The organism is Paenirhodobacter hankyongi, assembly GCF_003664585.1.
GTDB classification, from domain to species: Bacteria; Pseudomonadota; Alphaproteobacteria; order Rhodobacterales; family Rhodobacteraceae; genus Rhodobacter; species Rhodobacter hankyongi.
Genome location: NZ_RCHI01000029.1, coordinates 1 through 16,235, shown reverse-complemented (window position 1 = coordinate 16,235; position 16,235 = coordinate 1). Strand labels below are relative to the sequence as shown.

Here is a 16,235-nt window from a genome sequence, read left to right as displayed (position 1 = left end):
GGCAGCGCCAGCGCGGTGTCGAGCGCGGCGCGGGCGATGACCAGGCTGCCGGCGCAGATCAGCGCCGCGAGCAGCAGGTCGGAGACGTGCAGGTTGAGCTTGCCCATGTGATCCTCCATCGGTGATCCCGCGATCGGCCCGGGGTGGGTGTCAGCGGCGGGTGATGGTGGCAAGCATATGGGGATATTAGACCCCATGTCAACATGATGGGGTTTAAAATACCCATTTTGGAGTCGAGTGCTCCGGCTCGGCTATCAGGATTGCTGCTGTGACCGCCCGCAGGAGATCTCTCCGACATCGCGAAAGGTACCGCTTGGGGGGGATATACAAGCCCCAAGGCCCGAGGTGGGCGGTTTCCGGACCTTCGCTGCGGCGACAGGACGATCGCTCAACACAGGTGGAAGCCGACATTCGTAGCGGACCAAGGTCGAGGTTTATTCCGCGCCGCCGCTAGTGGAGGTGTCCAATTGTGCTAGAGGAGAACGGCAGACGATCAGTCCTCGTCATCGCCTCCATCGTCATCGGGCCGATCCTCATGCCAATAAACGTAGTTAAATAGTGCATCGAGCTCGGTGAAATCGCGAAGACCGAGCGCCTTGCACACGGCGTCTGCGTGATCGCAATAAAGCTGATACTTGTCGGGGCTCACGTTTCCCTTGGATGGGTGAAGCGGAAATTCATCGTAGCCAGCGAGACGCAGTCCCGCGACCGCATTCTGATTCATTACCGCAAAACGTGTATTGTCCAGCGTGTGCAAAATCTCGGTAAGGAGATTGATGCCAGCACCTTCGATGTTTGCAAACGCTGCATGGAGAGTGGCGAACGCATCACGCGGCGACAGGTCAGCGTGATCGATGATTGATGCCACTGCGCGGACAAAATCCTTACGCTTGTCAGCAATACGTGTCTTTGCGCGGTTGAGGCCGCCCGAATGGAATGACCCGATCAGACGCTCATATTCGGTCAGGAAGCCATGCGCTGTTTTCCCCTTCCACGCCGCGATGGAACGAAGCTGTGTCGGCGCAACCGCAAGATTGCCCCGTCTGACCTTCATCTGAGCATTGAACGGCGATGATGCGTCACCTTCCTGCATCATTCGCAGGAAGTCGGCCAAGACATCGAGTGACGCTTCGCCGGAATCAACAGCGCGCGCGGCGCGGCGCCTTGCAAAGCGCGCCCATGCAGCGTTGATCGCATGATCCTTTGCATATCCATCAATCAGCGGCTTCGTCGCTGGTACAATCTCTTCATTTTCGATCAAGTCATCAAAATGCTCGGTGATCTTTTTCATCATCGCGCCGCTCTCATCGTCGATCAGAACTGACGCTTCATAATTCTGAAGCAGTCCGCCTAGCGTGAAGTTCGCCGATCCGACAACGACCTTGCATCCATCGCTGGCCTCGAATGCATAAATTTTCGGATGAAACGTACTCTGGGAATTGCTGAGGTATAATTTGAGGTTGTGGTTCGAGCTCAACCGGAAGAGGTCGTGAAGTAGCGCAGGATCAGTGTGATAAAAATCCAGACCGACTGCGAGTCGCGCCGTCATACCTTTGGACAACGCCTTTTTCAGTGGCGCTTTCATTTCCTGCCAGCCGGACACTTTTGCGAATGCGACCATGCACTCCAAATGCCGCGCATTCTTGAGCAGCGCTCCAATCTCAGTTCGGTGATCCGTGCTCTCGTCGTTGAGCAGAAGTTGGATTGATTGTGTGTGTGCCATGGTTCCCCCTTCATTCAGGGACAGGTTTAACGTCTTGGCACAAAAAAGAAAGAGGGCCGTGGCAGTAGCCACAGCCCGTCATTCACCTGTCATCGAAGAGCCTTACAAACTAGGCACCAGCGATTAGAGGAAAGGCGCGAACCGTGGCCAGTATTCTCGTGACCGGACCTTCCTCGCGCAGCCTGCTAACGGCGATAATTGGTCGGCAACCAACCGGACATGAACATCAGCTATACTCGCAACCCGACTACAGTCCAGACAATTGCCTACCGGTCCCACGGCCGACGCTGCCTATGGGGGCGAACGGCAGAAAAGTCTGCACTGACAACCTTCGCTTGCCGGGCGATGCCGCACGACGTCATAGATGACTGCTTAAGGGAAGCTGCATTGCAGCAATAGCCCACCAGCGGATGTCCAGATAGGGCCGGGGGCGTCGATTCGGCGGCGCGGGCCTCAAGAAAGGCTCGCCGCGCCGCCGCATGACCGCTTCGAGCCCATTTCTGACGGTCGCTTCTATCGCGACAGACCAAGCCGTTTGCACAGACTACCAAGCGCTACGGCAACGAGCGCACCTAGACCGCCAAGGATGGCCCAATACCAGTTGGGAGCGTCTTCAGGTAAATAACCAGCGCCAATGTAAACTATAAGCCAGATGGCGACCGCTTCGATGAGGTAGGTCGGCGTTTTACTCATGTCCACCTAAAATCCGTAACCAACCATGGCAATGCACTGTCGATATCATATCTGATTCTTCTTCGACGCAATGACCACTTCGTCCGCATCAGCGACATTCGCCCCTGATATTGCGGCACAATGCCACGACCGACCGCTTCCGGGAAGCTGCGCCGCGGCGACGACGCATGCTTGACCGGCGGCTTAGGGCCGTGTCCCGCGTTTCCCGACGTCGGGCCTGACCGGAGCTATGGGGCGGGTGCGAATCTTCAAGGGCTCCGCTAAAAAGAAAGCCCGCCATTTCGGCGGGCTTGTGTTGCGGGCAGGGAGGGTGGTTAGCCACGCCCAAAGTCGGTGAGCAGGGTGTAGCCACGGCCAGCCATGCAGCGATCGACAACTCGCCGCGGGCCATAGGTGACGAGGTCGTGGTCGTAATCCCCCGACCCGGCACCAGCGGCAGCACCGACCGCGGCGCCCGTCAGGATATAGTCATTGCGGTACCCGGTATTGGTGCCGGCGGCGGCGCCCACCAGCGCACCGACAATGAGGCCTGCGGCAAGGTTTTTGCCCATCTCTTTTTGCTGGCGCTCTTTGTAGTCCGCCTCGACCTGTAATGCGACGGCGCGGCAGGCCTGAAGATCTTTCTCGTAGCGCGCCTGATTGGTCTTGCCTGGATCGACGGCGGGTCGATACTCGGAAAGCGGCTGCACGGGCTCGCAGGCTGCAAGGAAGAGGAATGAGCCGGCACAGAGCAGCGCCGCGGGTTTTCTGAACATGATCTTTCCAAATGATTATCGTCTTCAGGAAGGATCATCACAGGATCGTGAGCGGATTCGCAAGCTGAAAATGCGAATTATTCTATACGTTTGACGAACTCGGGCGGCAGGCTGAACTTTACGGGGGCCGCCCATTGCAGCCGAATGCCGTGCTGCGGATCGTGGTGTGGGTTCAGGGAAATAAGGGAAAAGGTTCCTTCCTCGAGCCCCGGCTTGATGTGCTTCACCCAAGCCCTGCCGCCGACATCTTCGCAAACACAAACCCGGCCGATGGCCTCGGTCGGTACGCCGAGAGCATCCCGGCTGTAGAACAGGATCGTTCCGGGCGGATAGGCGGGGGACATGCTGTCACCCTCGACCTCGACTGCGACGATGCCGTGCGGATTGAGCTGCGGCGGGCAGGCAACGTGAAACAAGCCGTTTCCTTTGCCGAAGGCATCAACCAATTCGACTTCTGCTCCGGCACCGACACGGCCGGCGACGGCGATCATCGCGGTCGATGAATGCAGCTGCCCTGCATAGAAGTCATCCAGGGAAACGCCGAAGGCGGCGGCCACCTTCCTCGCGTCATCGACATTCGTCGTCTGGGATTTCCCCTGCTTCAGGTTCTTCAACTGCTCGTAGGAAACCCCCGCAGCAATCGCGATGCTGCGAAGCGACTTACCGGTTTCCGCGAGGGCGTGGTCCAGTGCCAGTTTGAAGGTGGTTTCCATGAGGGGAAATATACCCACATATCCGGCTTCGCGAATGGCGTAATAAGACCCTTGGCAATAGGGGTTTTTATACCCTATACCATTTGCCATGGAACAGCTCATCCTCGACCTCTCTGCTTACGCTGAAGCCACCGGGCGCTCGCCTCAGGCGGTGCTGCGCTCTGCGATCAACGCGAAATGGGGCACCTGGGACGCATGGCGCGCGGGCCGGTCGAGCCCGACGCTGTCGAGTGTCGACCGCGTGCGCCGCTACATGGCCGCCCATCCGCCGCTCCGCGAGGAGGCTGCGTGATGGTGCCGGTTGCCTTCCGCGGTTCGATCCGTGCGCGCGCCTTCCCATGCCAGAGCTTTCGCATGGCTGCGGGCGCGCGTCACGGAATCCCGGTTTCTCCGGTGAGCAAGAGCTGCGAGCGCCGCCGTCGGGTGCATCAGCCTTCTGCGGAGGTGGCCCATGTCTGACCGGGTGATGGTCAACCAGTTCATGCACGCGCTGGTGTCGCGCGCGGGCGGGGTCGAGAACGCGGCGCGCTTCGTCGACGCGCGCCTCGGCATCCCGCTGGACGGCTCGGGGTTCTCGACGCGCAAGGGCACGTTCTCGAAGCGGCTGGCGGGGCATCTGGATTGGCCGCTGGTGGAGATCATGGCGCTCGAGGATGCGGTCGGTGATCCGGTCGTGCGGCGCTGGCTGGCGCGCAGCCTGCCCGAAACCACCGAGGCGATCGACCTGATGCGGTGCGTGTCCGAGACGGCGCGCGAGGTGGGCGAGGCGGTCGGTGCGGTTGCCGATCTCGCCTCGGGGCGGGGCGACCGGGCGCGGGCGCGCAAGGAAGTGCACGAGGCCCGCGGTGCGATCGACCGCCTCGCCGCCGCCGTTGACGGAGAGGAAGCATGAGCGCGTTCGGTCTCTCGGCTGACGTGTGGCCGGGCAGGCGGTGGCCTGCAATGAGCGGCACCCCGGATTTCCCGCCGGCCTGCGACCCTGTCCACGGGCGCCGCACGGCAGGCCGGCCAACTGGCGCGGCGGGCCGGTCCCGCCGCGCCCCTTTGAGGTTCGAACAGGAGGTCGGCTGTGGCGATTGAGGCGATCAACGGGGTTCCGGGCGTGCCGCGGGTGCGCTGCATCTGCGATGGCTGCGCGCGCGAGGAGGTTGTGACCTGCGATTACGAGCATGGCCGCGGCCATGTCTGGGTTCCGAAAGAGGGGCAGGCGGTGCGGAAGATGGTCGGCCGAGGCTGGGGCCAGGTGAAGGCCCGGCTGCTGTGCCCGGCCTGCGAAGCGGCCCGCCGTGCGTCGATATTCCGCCGGGGCGCCGCGACGTGCAGCCCCTCGACGGCAGCGAAAGGAGAAGGTGACGGGATGAAGAAGACGATCGAGCCGAGCCGGCAGGCACCGCGAACGCCGACGCTGGCGCAGCGCCACGAGATCACGGGCATGCTGATGCTGTCCTATGACCACAAGGCGGGGCGCTACACGGGGGCCGAGACCGACAAGACGATTGCCGAGGCGATCGGCGGCGGCTGCATGCCGGGATGGGTGGCCGAGATCCGGGAGGCGAACTTCGGTCCCGCGGGCGGCAACGAGGAGATCGAGGCGATCCGGGCCGAGATCGCCGCGCTGAGCGCCCGGCTCGACCGGGTGTGTGCCGCGGTCGGCCCGCGGGCGCGGTAGGGAGGGCGATGTCATGGCGGCCTTGCCGAACCTGACGGTGGTGGGGGGCGAAAGCGGCCTGCCGCTCTACCCGATCCCGACGGGGATGGTGCTGGAACAGAACTTCTTCATGAAGTTCCGGCACCGCGACTGGATGAAGTCGGAGTTCCGCAACCTCGCCTCGCGCGAGGTGCGGGCGGTGGCGCTCGACCTGTTCTGTGTCGCCTATGACGAGGACCCGGCGGGCACCTTGCCGGCGAATGAAGAGCTGCTCGCGCGCCTGGTCGACGTGCCCCTCGACGACTGGCGGGGGCTGTGCGCGCGCAAGATCAGTCCGCTCGATGGCTGGCAACGTTGTGTCACCGATGCGGGCGTCATGCGGCTCTTTCACCCGCTCATGGTGGGGATGGCGACGGATGCCACGAAGTCGCGGGCGGACTACCTCGAGAAGAAGGAAGCGGACCGCGAGCGCAAGCGCATGGAAGCCCTGCCGGATCAGATCCGGCGCGCCGGTGCGTCGAGCCGGATGGCCGAGGACCAGGATTATCTGGTGCGCCTCGATCAGTATCTTCTGGAGCATTTCCCGCCGCCGACGCAGCGCCGCCCGAAGGTGGTGAAGCAGGCGATGGAAGCGCTCGACGCGCTCGATCGCGGGGCGCTGCGGGGGATGTAGATCCTTCCGGTTTTCTTCCGCCGGAAGGAATTCGGAAGGATTGCGGAAGGAACTGGAAGGAACCCGGAAGGAATTTGGAGGGAAACCGGAAGGTTTCGGAAGGTCATGGCGCGGTCGGCGCCTTTTTTCGGGGCCGGTTCTTTCCATGCTGAGAAGAGAAAAGAAGAGAAAAGAAGAGAAAAGAAGGGGAGCCAATCCCCGAGAACGACCGACGGCGCCTGTGGATAACTTCGACAATGCGATGAGAAGGGACCAGGTGGAATGGACAGTGCAGAACAGGCAACCGGCGAGCGTCGGGTGCGGGAATTGCTGATCGAGCCGCTCGAGCGGCGGGGGCTGGCGCGGCCGAGCAGCCTGACGCGGGCGCAATACGAAGAGATGTGCCGCGACCTCTGCGCGCGGCTCGCCTACATGACGGGGCTGAACCTCGAGGCGCTGGCCGAGCAGGTGGCGGCGAACCCGGCGGGCAAGGACCGCGACCGGCTGCCGATCGCGAACCAGATCCTCAACTGGGCCGGGCAGATCCAGCCGCCGCGGGAAGACGGCTCGCCGCTGATCCGGGCGGTGTTCGCGGCCGATCTCGGGCGGCGGGCGCTGGCCGAGGGCTGGGCGCCCGAACTGCTGCGGCACCTGCGCGAGACGCGGCTGTGGCCGGGTGGCTTCGCGGTCGAGCAGGTGCGCGAGCGGGGGCGCGAGGCTGACCGGCGCATGCGGATGGTGCGCGAGGCGCAGGTCGCGGGGCGGTTCGTGTCCGAGGCCGATCGGCAGTTCCTGGAGCGGCGGGGCGCGGCGGTGGTGCGCTGCGAGGCGATCGCCGAGCTGGTGCAGGCCGGGGGTGCGGCATGAGCGCGATGGCGGAGGCGGTGCGGCCGGCGGGCGTGTCGGCGCAGGATTGGGCGCGGCTGAGCGCGGCGCAGCGGCTGGCGGCGGGCGAGCTCCTGGCGGTGCGCCCGGCCGAGATCTCGGTGACGCGCTGGCTCACGATGGGCGAAGCGGGGCGGCGCGCGGCGCTGCTGCGGGCGGCGACGGCGCCCGAGGTCTGCGGCCCCGAGATCCCGGTGGCGCCGGCGCGCGGGGCGTGCCGGGTGTTCACCGTGCGTCAGATCCGGCCGGGCACGCGCAACACGATCGAGGATGCGGGCTATCAGGGCCCGGGCGAGGCGCAGCCGCGCAAGGCGGTGCGGGCGGCCGATGTCTTCGACCGGATGGACGCGCGGGCGCAGGCGGCGAAGAAGCCCGCGCCCTTCACGCCCGGGCAGATCGCCATCGCCCGGCTCTATCGCACGCTCGTCGAGCGGCATGAGGCCGGGGCGATCAAGCTCTCGAGCCTCGAGGGCCGGACGGGCGGCTCGGGCCGGGGCGTCGACGTGACCGACCTGCGGCTCGAAGAAGCGCGCAAGATCGCGCTCTTGCGCCGGCGGATCGGCGACGGGGCGGCAATGGTGGTGCGCCGGGTGCGGCCGAGCGCACGCGGGGCAGGGGCCTCGATCATCCTCGACCGGCGGTTGGTGGATGCGGTTTGCCTCGAGGACATGGACCCGAGCGCGGTGCTGGTGGCGCATGGTTGGACGGCAAAGGGGGAGCATCGGGAGCGCCTGCGGAACGCCCTCATGGCGGCTCTGGACCGCATGCAGGGCTATCCCTGAGAAAGGGGATTGACGCTTAAGTCCGTCGGCGGCATATCTCTTCCTATGATCTACACGAGCGCCCGGCGGGACCCACCCGACCGGGCGTTCCTGTTTCGCGAGGTGGAGATGGCCGAGATTGCTCTGGACGTCTCGGGCTTCGTCGCTGCGCTGAAGGTGATGGCCGAGCGGGATCTCCGCATCGCCGCGACCTGGGCGCTGAACGATACGGCAGACGAAGTCAAAGACCACATCCGCGACCGGATGACGGTGGTGTTCGACCGGCCGACGACGTTCACCGAGAACGCCTTCTACGTGAAGAAGGCGCGGGTGGATGATCTGACGGCCGCCGTGATGGAACGCCCGACGCGGGCCTCGCGCGACTATCTGAAGGTCGAGGAAGCGGGCGGGACGCGCCGGCCGACCGGGTTCGAGGGTCAGATGCAGCGGGCGCTGGCCTATGACGGGCTGATCTCGGCGGTGATCCCGGCCGACGAGGCACGGCTCGATGCCTATGGCAACTGGTCGGTGGGCGAGCGCAATCAGGTGATGTCGGCGCTGAAGATCCAGCGCGACTATGCCGCGAACGCCACCGCGCGCTCGACCCTGCGCGGGCGCAAGCGCAAGCGGTCGACCTACTTCGTGCCGCAGTCGGGGCTTTATCCGGGGATCTACCGCAAGGATGCCTCGGGCAATATCGGCATCGTCGCGATCCTCACGGACAAGGTGCCGAGATACGCGCCGCGGCTCGACTTCCACGAGGAGGCGATGGCGGTCTTCGAGGCACGGTTGCAAGGCCATCTGTCGAGGACGCTGAGCCAGATGTTCTACAAGCGGCTTCGCTAGGCCGAAGGGCCCGGCCGCCGCCGCCCGGGTCCTTCCCGGGCACCCTCGTCGCACGGGTAATTCGCGCCCCGTTCGTTTCGGCCCGCTTAACGACCGGGCAAGCCTTAACCTGCCGGGACTTAACAAGACCCGGCGGGCTTTACCAGCCAACCATGGGAGATTGCGGCGTGCAGGTGAATGCCACGACGCTCGCGCAGCGCCTTGGCGTGTCGAAGGCGCGCATTTCGCAATACGTCGCCCAGGGCACTCTGGCCGGGTGCTTCACCGGCGAGGGACGGGCGCGGCGGTTCGACCTCGATCTGGTGCAGCAGGCGCTGCATCAGCGCCTCGACCCGGGGCAGATGTTGGGCAACGGGGCTGGCACGCGCGCGGCGTTGCGGGACCTCGATGCCCCGACGCCGCGCACGACGCCGCGGACCGACAGCCTGCTCGAGCCGCGGGACCCGGACCGCTACGAGCTCGCGCGGATCCTCAACGCCGAGGAAGACGCCCGCCGCAAGCGCCGCGACAACGAGCGCGACGAGGGCAGGTGGGTGCTGGCCGATGAGGTCGAGCGCATCAGCGGGCAGGCGCTCGCGCGCGAGATCGGCCTGTTCGAGGCGGTGCTGAAGGATGCGGCCCGCGCCGTCGCCGATGGCCTCGGGGTCGATTACCGCGAGGTGCGGCAGATCCTGCTGGCGGAATGGCGCAGCTACCGGACCGCGCGGGCCGGGCAGATCCGCGGCCTGGCGGAGGCGGCGCAGATGACGGATGCGGAACGGGAGGCGACGGTCTGATGGGGTTTCTGTCTTCGGCCGCGGCCGCGGTCGAGCGCGGCCTCGCCGTCGCGATGGTGCCGCCGCCGCCACCCGACATCACGCGCTGGTGCGAGGACAACATCGAATTCGACGAGCGCTCGCCGTTTCCCGGGCCGTTCCGGATCGATCGCTTTCCGTTCCTGCGCCGCATCCACGAGGTGCTGTCGCCCGAGCATCCCTGTCGCGAGGTGACGGTGCGCGGCTCGGCGCAATGGGGCAAGACGGTCTCGGTGCTGAACCCGGCGGTGGCCGCCTGGCACGAGTATGGGCCGCTCGACAGCCTGGTGGTGCATCCGACCACCTCGGCGGCGACGGAATGGGTGCGCACGAAGTGGATGCCGATGCGCCGCTCGGCGCCGTCGCTGCGGGCGATCTTCGGGGATGGCCGGGGCGAGCAGACCGACACGCTGCACAATCAGGAGACCATCGCGCGCACCGGCACGCTGAAGGTCACCTCGGCCGGCTCGCCCGACGATCTCGCCGGCACGACGCGGCGCCTCGTGCTGATGGATGACGTGGCGAAGTTCGAGATGACGCCGAAGGGCGACCCGGAAGAGCTGGCGGCGAGCCGCGCCGCAGGCTTCGAGGATGCGAAGATCGTGCGGATCTCGACGCCGCAGATCGTCGGCACTTGCCGGATCACCCGCGCCTTCCTGCGCTCGACGCAGGAGCACTACCATGTGCCCTGTCCGCATTGCGGCAACATGGCGCCGCTGACCTGGGAGAACTTCCGCCGCAACCTCGACCCCGAGAGGCTGCATGCGGCGCATTTCAGCTGCGAGGCCTGCGGCGGGGTGATCGGGCACGGCCACAAGGTGGCGATGGTCGCGGCGGGGCAATGGGTCGCGCACAACCCGAAGGGCGATCACCCGGGGTTCCACCTGTGGCGCGCCTATGTGCCGCAGCGGGACTGGGCCTCGATCGCCGTCGAATATGCCCGGGTCATGGGCTGGACCAGCGTCGCGCTGACGCCGGACGGCAAGGCGAAGCTCGCCGAACAGGTCGACGCCCAGACCGAGCAGACGTTCTGGAACGACGTGCTCGGCCTGCCTTACGAGCAGGCGAGCAAGGGGCCGGACTGGGAGAAGCTGCGCGATCGCGTCGAGGCGCCGGCCGAGGGGGCGGTGCCGCCGATCCAGCGCGGCACCGTGCCGGCGCAAGGGGTGATCCTTGCCTGCGGCGTCGACTGCCAGGGCGACCGGATCGAGGCGCAGATCGTGGCCTTCGGGCGGAACTATCGCCGGTGGGTGATCGACTATCAGGTGATCCCGCATCACATCAGCACGGAGGAGGCGCGCCTCGCGCTGAACCAGCTGCTGAAGTCTGCCTGGCGGACCGAGGCCGGCCGGCGGGTCGCGCTCGATGTGCTGGCGATCGACGGCGGCGCCTATACCGAGGACGTCTGGGACTGGGCGCTCGGCCATCCCTACACGCGGGTGATCGTGACGAAGGGCGCGACCAGCGCGCTGGCGCAGCCGCTGAAGCGGATGGAATTCGACAAGCGCACCGACCGGATGGCGCGGCGCAAGAAGCGTCAGGGCTTCATCGTCGGGGTCAGCCAGCTGAAGGGCGACTTCTATGCCTGGCTCGACAAGACCGACCCGGCGGAGCGCGGCTATTGCGCCTTCGCGGCGGGGCTCGGCGACGAATACTATCGGCAGGTCACGGCCGAGGTTCGGGTGCTGAAGCGGGCGAGCTCGGGCGTGATGACGAGCCGCTGGGTCATCTCGGAAGCCGGGCGGCGCAACGAGGCGCTCGACACGATGCTGATGGCGGAAGCCGGGGCGCGCTTCAAGCACTGGACCTACATGTCCGATGCCGCCTGGGATCAGCTCGACGCCGAACGCGGCGGCGGCCCCGAGGAGGCGCAGGGCGATCTCTTCGCGGCGGCGGTGCCCGTCGTCGCGGACCTGCCCCGCCCGCTCAGCGCGCGGGCGATGGCGCAAGATCCGGCGCCGGCGCCGGCGCTGCCGCGGGGCGGAAAGCCCCGCCCCGAACAGAAACCGACAACCGCAGATGCAGATCCGGGCTGGGTGCCCGACCGGGAGGATTGGCTATGAGCTTCACGCAGGAACAGCTCGACGCGCTGCGCGCGGCCCGGGCCACGGGGGCGCTCGAGGTGAGCCAGGGCAACGAGCGGGTGCGCTATCGCAGCCTCGCCGAACTCAACCAGGTGATCGCCCGGGCCGAGGCGGCGGTGGCCGGGACGGGCACGCGCCGGCCGACGCATTTCCAGCCGGTGTTCGACAGGGGCACGTGAGCGACATGGGCATGAACATCCTCGACCGGGCGCTTCGGCAGATCGCGCCCCGCACCGCGCTGCGCCGGGTGCAGGCGCGCGCGGCGCTCGACGTGCTGATGCGCTACGAGGCGGCGACGCCCGGCGGGCGGGCCAGTTCGTGGCGGCCGGCCGCGACCGATGCGGACAGCGAGGCGGGCGCGGCGCGCCAGCGCCTCGCCTTCGTCGCCCGCGACATGGTGCGCAACACCGCCTTCGCCACGCGGGTGCAGACGGTCATCGCGAACAACGTGGTGGGCGACGGCATCATCCCGAAGGTGACGGGGCGCTCGAAGGCGGCGCGCGAGAGCCTGCTGCGCGCGGTCGAGGCGCATTGCGACACCACGGCCATCGACGCCGACGGGCGGCAGAACCTCTACGGGCTGCAGCGGCTGGCGATGAACACCGTGGTCGAGGCGGGCGAGGTGCTGATCCGCTACCGGCCGCGCGACCTCGGCGACGGGCTGCCGCTGCCGTTCCAGCTGCAGATCCTCGAGCCCGACTATCTGGACGGCAGCCGGGACGGCGCGCTTGCGAATGGCAATACCGTTCTGGGCGGGATCGAGTTCGACCCGATCGGCCGGCGCGTGGCCTATCATCTCTTCACCGAGCATCCGGGCGCAAACCTGCGCCGGCTGCGCTTCGAGAGCCGGCGCATCCCGGCCGATCTGGTGCTGCACATCTATCGCCAGGACCGCCCCGGGCAGATGCGCGGGGTGAGCTGGTTCGCCCCGGTCGCCCTGCGGCTGCAGGACTTCGCCGACGGCCAGGACGCGCATCTCGTGCGACAGAAGATCGCCGCCTGCTTTGCCGCGTTCCGCGTCGCCCCGGATGCCGAGTTCGAGGCGGCGGATGCGACCGACCCGGCCTCGCTCGGCAAGATCATCCCCGGGCGCATCCAGAACCTGCAGCCGGGCGAGGATATCCGCTTCGGGACGCCGCCGCAGGTGGGCGGGGTCGACGAGTTCTATCGCTGGGTGATGCGGGCGGTGAGCGCCGATGTCGGCATCACCTACGAGGCGCTGACCAACGACTTCTCGAACGTCAACTTCTCCTCGGCCCGGATGGGGCGGATGGAGATGGACCGCAACGTGTCGTCCTGGCAATGGCTGATGATGGTGCCGCAGATGATGCAGCCGGTCGGGCGCTGGATCGTCGACGCCTGGCGGCTGACGTCCGGGGCGCGCGCGGCGGCCGTGGGCCTCGAGTGGGTGCCGCCGCCGCGGGTGATCGTCGATCCGACGCGCGAGATCCTCGCCATGGCGGACGAGGTGCGGGCGGGCTTCGCGAGCCGGTCCGAGATGATCCGCCGCCTCGGCTACGACCCCGAGCGCGTGCTCGAGGAGATCATTGCGGAGCGCAAGGCGGATCGGACGGCCGGTCTGGTCTTCGACAGCGATGCCGGGGCGCAGGTGCCCCTTCGCGCCTATCCGGCGGATGGCACAGAGCAATCAGCAAAGGAGCAGGGATGAACGAGATCCGTCTTTACGGCAGTTGCGGCAACGCCTGGTGGGACGAGGAGTTCTTCACCGCCGCGCAGGTGCGCGAGCAGCTTGCCGCGATGAGCGGCCCGGTGACGGTGCGGATCAACTCGGGGGGCGGCATCGCCGCCGAGGGGCAGGCGATCTACACGATGCTCGTCGACTATCCCGGCGAGGTGCATGTGGTGATCGACGCCGTGGCGATGTCCTCGGCCAGCCTGATCGCGATGGCGGGCGACACGATCACGATGCGGCTTGGCAGCTACATGCTGGTGCACGACCCGGCGAGCCCCTGCGCCGAGGGCCGGGGCACCGAGGCCGACCATCTGCGCGTTGCGCAGCAGCTGCGGGTGATCGCGGATGCCTATGCGGCGGTCTATGCGACGCGCACCGGGATCGGCGCCGAGGAGGCGCGCCGGATCATGCGCGACGAGACGGTGATGGATGGGCCGACCGCGCTGGCGCTCGGCTTCGCGACGGCCGTCGACGACAGCGCCCCGGCCGAGCCGGTCGCGCGCTTCGATTACCGGATCTACGCCCACGCGCCGGACGCGTTGCGCGAGGCGTCGAAGAGCCTGGGCGAAGCGCCCGGGCGGACGGCCATGATGGCCATGATGTCGGGCATGTCCCGCAAACCCACGAAGGAGATCGAGATGGCGGGCACCACCGTGACCACCACGCCGGCGGATGACCCCGCCGGGACCACCGCGGGCACCACCGCGGGCGCCGGCGCGCCGGCGCCGGGCAATCAGGCGCCGGGCAATCAGCCGGCCGACCCGGCCGCGACGATCACCGCCTCGGGCGATGACCGCGCGCGCTGCCAGCGCATTCGCGATCTGGTCGAGATGTCGGGGCTCGGCTCGGACGCCGCGCTCGACATGATCACCCGCGGCCTCAGTGCACAGGATGCGCTGGCCGAGGTTCTGGCGACGCGCAAGGAAAAGGATCTGCAGATGAGCGGCACTCTCCACTCGGGCCACCGCCCGGCGACGATCGTCGCCGATGCCCGCGACAAGTTCGTGCAGGGCGTCGAGCGGTCGCTGATGGCCAAGGTCGGCCTGACGGGCGGCGAGCGCAACGAGTTCTCCAGCATGACGCTGAGCGAGCTCGCGCGCGAGTCGATCGCCATGTCGGGGCAGCGTGCGACCTTCGCCTCGAAGCTCGAGCTGGTGGGCCATGCCTTCACCATGGCCGGCACGCACGGCACCTCGGACTTCGGCAACATCTTGCAGAACATCCAGGGCAAGGCGGCGCTCGCCGGCTGGGACGAGGCCGAGGAGACCTATCCGCTCTTCACCCGCGCCGGCACGCTCACCGACTTCAAGGCGACGAAGCGCGTCGGGCTGGGCAACTTCACCTCGCTCGAGAAGGTCGCGGAAGGGGCGAACTACAGCTTCGGCACCATCGGCGATCGCGGCGAGCCGATCGTGCTGGCGACCTACGGCAAGATGATCCGGATCTCGCGCACGGCGATCATCAACGACGATCTGGCGATCCTCGGCTCGCTGCCGCGCAAGATGGGGCGGGCCGCCCGGCGCACCGTCGGCGATCTGGTCTTCGCGATCCTGACCGACAACCCGGCGATGTCGGACGGCATCGCGCTGTTCCACGCGACCCACCGCAACCTCGCCGCGGCGGGCTCGGCGCCCTCGGTCGCCAGCATGTCGGATGCGCGCACGGCGCTGCGCACGCAGCGCGAGACCGCGGACGGGCCGGCGCTCAACATCGCGCCGCGCTACATGATCGTGCCGGCCGCGCAGGAGACGATCACGCGCCAGCTGCTGACCTCGGCGGTCGATCCGCAGGCGGGCAAGGGGCATGCGATGAACCCGGTCGCGGGCATGGCCGAGCTGGTGGTCGACGGTCGCCTCGATGCGACCTCGGCCAGCGCCTGGTATCTCGCCGCCGATCCGAACGGCTTCGACACGATCGAGGTCGCCTATCTCGACGGCGTGCAGGCGCCCTATCTGGAACAGCAGCAGATGTGGACCGCCGACGGTGTCGAGATGAAGGTGCGCATCGATGCGGGCGTCGCGCCGCTCGACTTCCGCACGATGTACAAGAACCCCGGCGTCTGACCGGCGCCGGCGATGACCTGACGAAAGGGCGGCCTCGGCCGCCCTTCGTCGTTCCAGCCCCCTGAACACAGAAGGAACCTCCATGAAAAATCTCGTCAACGACGGCGGCAACGTCACCGTCCCGGCGCCTTACGATGTGGCCTCGGGCGAGGGCGTTCTCGTCGGTGCGCTCTTCGGTGTCGCCCAGACGGCGGCGCTCTCGGGCACCCCGGTCGTGCTCGAACTGGGCGGGACCTATGACCTGGCGAAGGCCGGCTCGCAGGCCTGGGCCCTCGGCGCCCAGATCTACTGGGATGCGGCGGCCAGGCTCTGCACCACGACCGACACCGGCAACACCGCGATCGGCAAGGCGGTGCTCGCGGTCGGCGGCAGCGCGGCCGAAACGGTCGGGCGTGTGGTGCTGACGTAAGCCGATGGTCAGCGTGTTCGACGGCATGGGGCGGATCTGCACGATGGCCTTCGGCGCCGGCGTCACCTATCTCGCCGCGGGCAAGCCGGCCCGTGTCGTGCCCTCGAAGTTCCGCGAGGCGCCGGTCGAGATCGAGGATGACGACGGGCGCATGGTGCTGATCATCGCCCCGACCTGGTGGGTGCGGCGCGACCTCGTGCCCGAGATCGCCCGCGGCGACCGGATCGAGCCGGGCAACGGCAAGACCTACACGGTGATCACCGACCGCCCGAACGGCTCCCCGGCCTCGGACGCGACCCTGATCTGCGAACTTGAACGGATCTTCCCGTGAGTGCGCGGGGGAGCTTCCGGGCGATCGCGCGGGCGGCGCTTGCGGCCGATCCGCGGATGTCGGGCTTCACGCTGCTCTCGGCCTGGGCGGGGGGCATCAATGCCGAGCTCTTGCCGGTGATCGGCGTGGTGACGCCGCAGGAGCGGGTGGCGCCGCTGACGCTCAAGCAGGCGCAGCGCACGCTG

At 67.3% G+C, this 16,235-nt stretch carries 17 protein-coding genes and 1 pseudogene; 15 read left to right on the top strand and 3 right to left on the bottom strand.

What is annotated here, in order from left to right; genetic code table 11:
• Window positions 1–493: 493 nt before the first annotated feature.
• The 3 genes from DYS74_RS17935 to DYS74_RS17925 all read right to left on the bottom strand — a co-directional run bounded on the left by DYS74_RS17935 (window position 494) and on the right by DYS74_RS17925 (window position 3,986).
• A complete protein-coding gene (locus tag DYS74_RS17935; RefSeq protein WP_121534996.1) occupies window positions 494–1,723 on the bottom strand; it encodes a phospholipase D family protein in 1,230 nt (409 codons plus the stop codon).
• Between the two features lie 1,007 nt (window positions 1,724–2,730).
• Window positions 2,731–3,171 (bottom strand): glycine zipper domain-containing protein, encoded by a 441-nt coding sequence (locus DYS74_RS17930; protein ID WP_121534995.1) that lies wholly within the window; start codon window positions 3,169–3,171, stop codon window positions 2,731–2,733.
• A gap of 77 nt (window positions 3,172–3,248) precedes the next feature.
• Window positions 3,249–3,986 (bottom strand): LexA family transcriptional regulator, encoded by a 738-nt coding sequence (locus DYS74_RS17925; RefSeq protein WP_245965333.1) that lies wholly within the window; start codon window positions 3,984–3,986, stop codon window positions 3,249–3,251.
• Here DYS74_RS17925 and DYS74_RS17920 point away from each other — a divergent pair.
• The 15 genes and pseudogenes from DYS74_RS17920 to DYS74_RS17855 form a co-directional block, all read left to right on the top strand.
• Entirely contained in the window at window positions 3,973–4,176 is a 204-nt protein-coding gene (locus DYS74_RS17920; protein WP_121534993.1) for a hypothetical protein, read from the top strand. The genes DYS74_RS17925 and DYS74_RS17920 overlap by 14 nt on opposite strands.
• 159 nt (window positions 4,177–4,335) lie before the next feature.
• A complete protein-coding gene (locus DYS74_RS17915) occupies window positions 4,336–4,776 on the top strand; it encodes a hypothetical protein (RefSeq protein ID WP_121534992.1) in 441 nt (146 codons plus the stop codon).
• A 177-nt stretch (window positions 4,777–4,953) separates the two neighbouring features.
• Window positions 4,954–5,553 carry a hypothetical protein gene (locus tag DYS74_RS17910; protein ID WP_121534991.1) on the top strand — a complete coding sequence of 200 codons (600 nt, stop codon included), beginning with the start codon at window positions 4,954–4,956 and terminating at the stop codon, window positions 5,551–5,553.
• 13 nt (window positions 5,554–5,566) lie between these two features.
• The gene (locus DYS74_RS17905; protein WP_121534990.1) at window positions 5,567–6,205 is read left to right on the top strand and encodes a hypothetical protein; all 639 of its coding nucleotides are present in this window, start codon (window positions 5,567–5,569) and stop codon (window positions 6,203–6,205) included.
• Window positions 6,206–6,466: 261 nt separating this feature from the next.
• Window positions 6,467–7,051, top strand: a complete 585-nt coding sequence (locus tag DYS74_RS17900; RefSeq protein ID WP_121534989.1) for a hypothetical protein — start codon at window positions 6,467–6,469, stop codon at window positions 7,049–7,051.
• Window positions 7,048–7,851: a hypothetical protein gene (locus tag DYS74_RS17895; protein ID WP_147435536.1), complete on the top strand. Its 804-nt coding sequence runs from the start codon at window positions 7,048–7,050 to the stop codon at window positions 7,849–7,851. Before DYS74_RS17900 ends, DYS74_RS17895 begins: the two co-directional genes overlap by 4 nt.
• A gap of 108 nt (window positions 7,852–7,959) precedes the next feature.
• The gene (locus DYS74_RS17890) at window positions 7,960–8,676 is read left to right on the top strand and encodes a hypothetical protein (protein WP_245965332.1); all 717 of its coding nucleotides are present in this window, start codon (window positions 7,960–7,962) and stop codon (window positions 8,674–8,676) included.
• 167 nt (window positions 8,677–8,843) lie between these two features.
• Window positions 8,844–9,452, top strand: a complete 609-nt coding sequence (locus tag DYS74_RS17885; RefSeq protein ID WP_245965331.1) for a hypothetical protein — start codon at window positions 8,844–8,846, stop codon at window positions 9,450–9,452.
• Window positions 9,452–11,533: a phage terminase large subunit family protein gene (locus DYS74_RS17880; protein WP_121534986.1), complete on the top strand. Its 2,082-nt coding sequence runs from the start codon at window positions 9,452–9,454 to the stop codon at window positions 11,531–11,533. Before DYS74_RS17885 ends, DYS74_RS17880 begins: the two co-directional genes overlap by 1 nt.
• A complete protein-coding gene (locus tag DYS74_RS18745) occupies window positions 11,530–11,733 on the top strand; it encodes a phage head-tail joining protein (RefSeq protein WP_183077586.1) in 204 nt (67 codons plus the stop codon). Before DYS74_RS17880 ends, DYS74_RS18745 begins: the two co-directional genes overlap by 4 nt.
• A gap of 5 nt (window positions 11,734–11,738) precedes the next feature.
• Window positions 11,739–13,223: a phage portal protein gene (locus DYS74_RS17875; RefSeq protein WP_183077585.1), complete on the top strand. Its 1,485-nt coding sequence runs from the start codon at window positions 11,739–11,741 to the stop codon at window positions 13,221–13,223.
• The gene (locus tag DYS74_RS17870) at window positions 13,220–15,310 is read left to right on the top strand and encodes a ClpP-like prohead protease/major capsid protein fusion protein (protein ID WP_121534984.1); all 2,091 of its coding nucleotides are present in this window, start codon (window positions 13,220–13,222) and stop codon (window positions 15,308–15,310) included. Before DYS74_RS17875 ends, DYS74_RS17870 begins: the two co-directional genes overlap by 4 nt.
• Before the next feature lie 82 nt (window positions 15,311–15,392).
• Window positions 15,393–15,719 carry a DUF2190 family protein gene (locus tag DYS74_RS17865; protein ID WP_121534983.1) on the top strand — a complete coding sequence of 109 codons (327 nt, stop codon included), beginning with the start codon at window positions 15,393–15,395 and terminating at the stop codon, window positions 15,717–15,719.
• Between the two features lie 4 nt (window positions 15,720–15,723).
• Window positions 15,724–16,050, top strand: a complete 327-nt coding sequence (locus DYS74_RS17860) for a head-tail joining protein (RefSeq protein WP_121534982.1) — start codon at window positions 15,724–15,726, stop codon at window positions 16,048–16,050.
• Window positions 16,047–16,235: pseudogene (locus DYS74_RS17855) on the top strand (hypothetical protein); the annotation flags it as partial. The gene DYS74_RS17860 and the pseudogene DYS74_RS17855, both read left to right, overlap by 4 nt.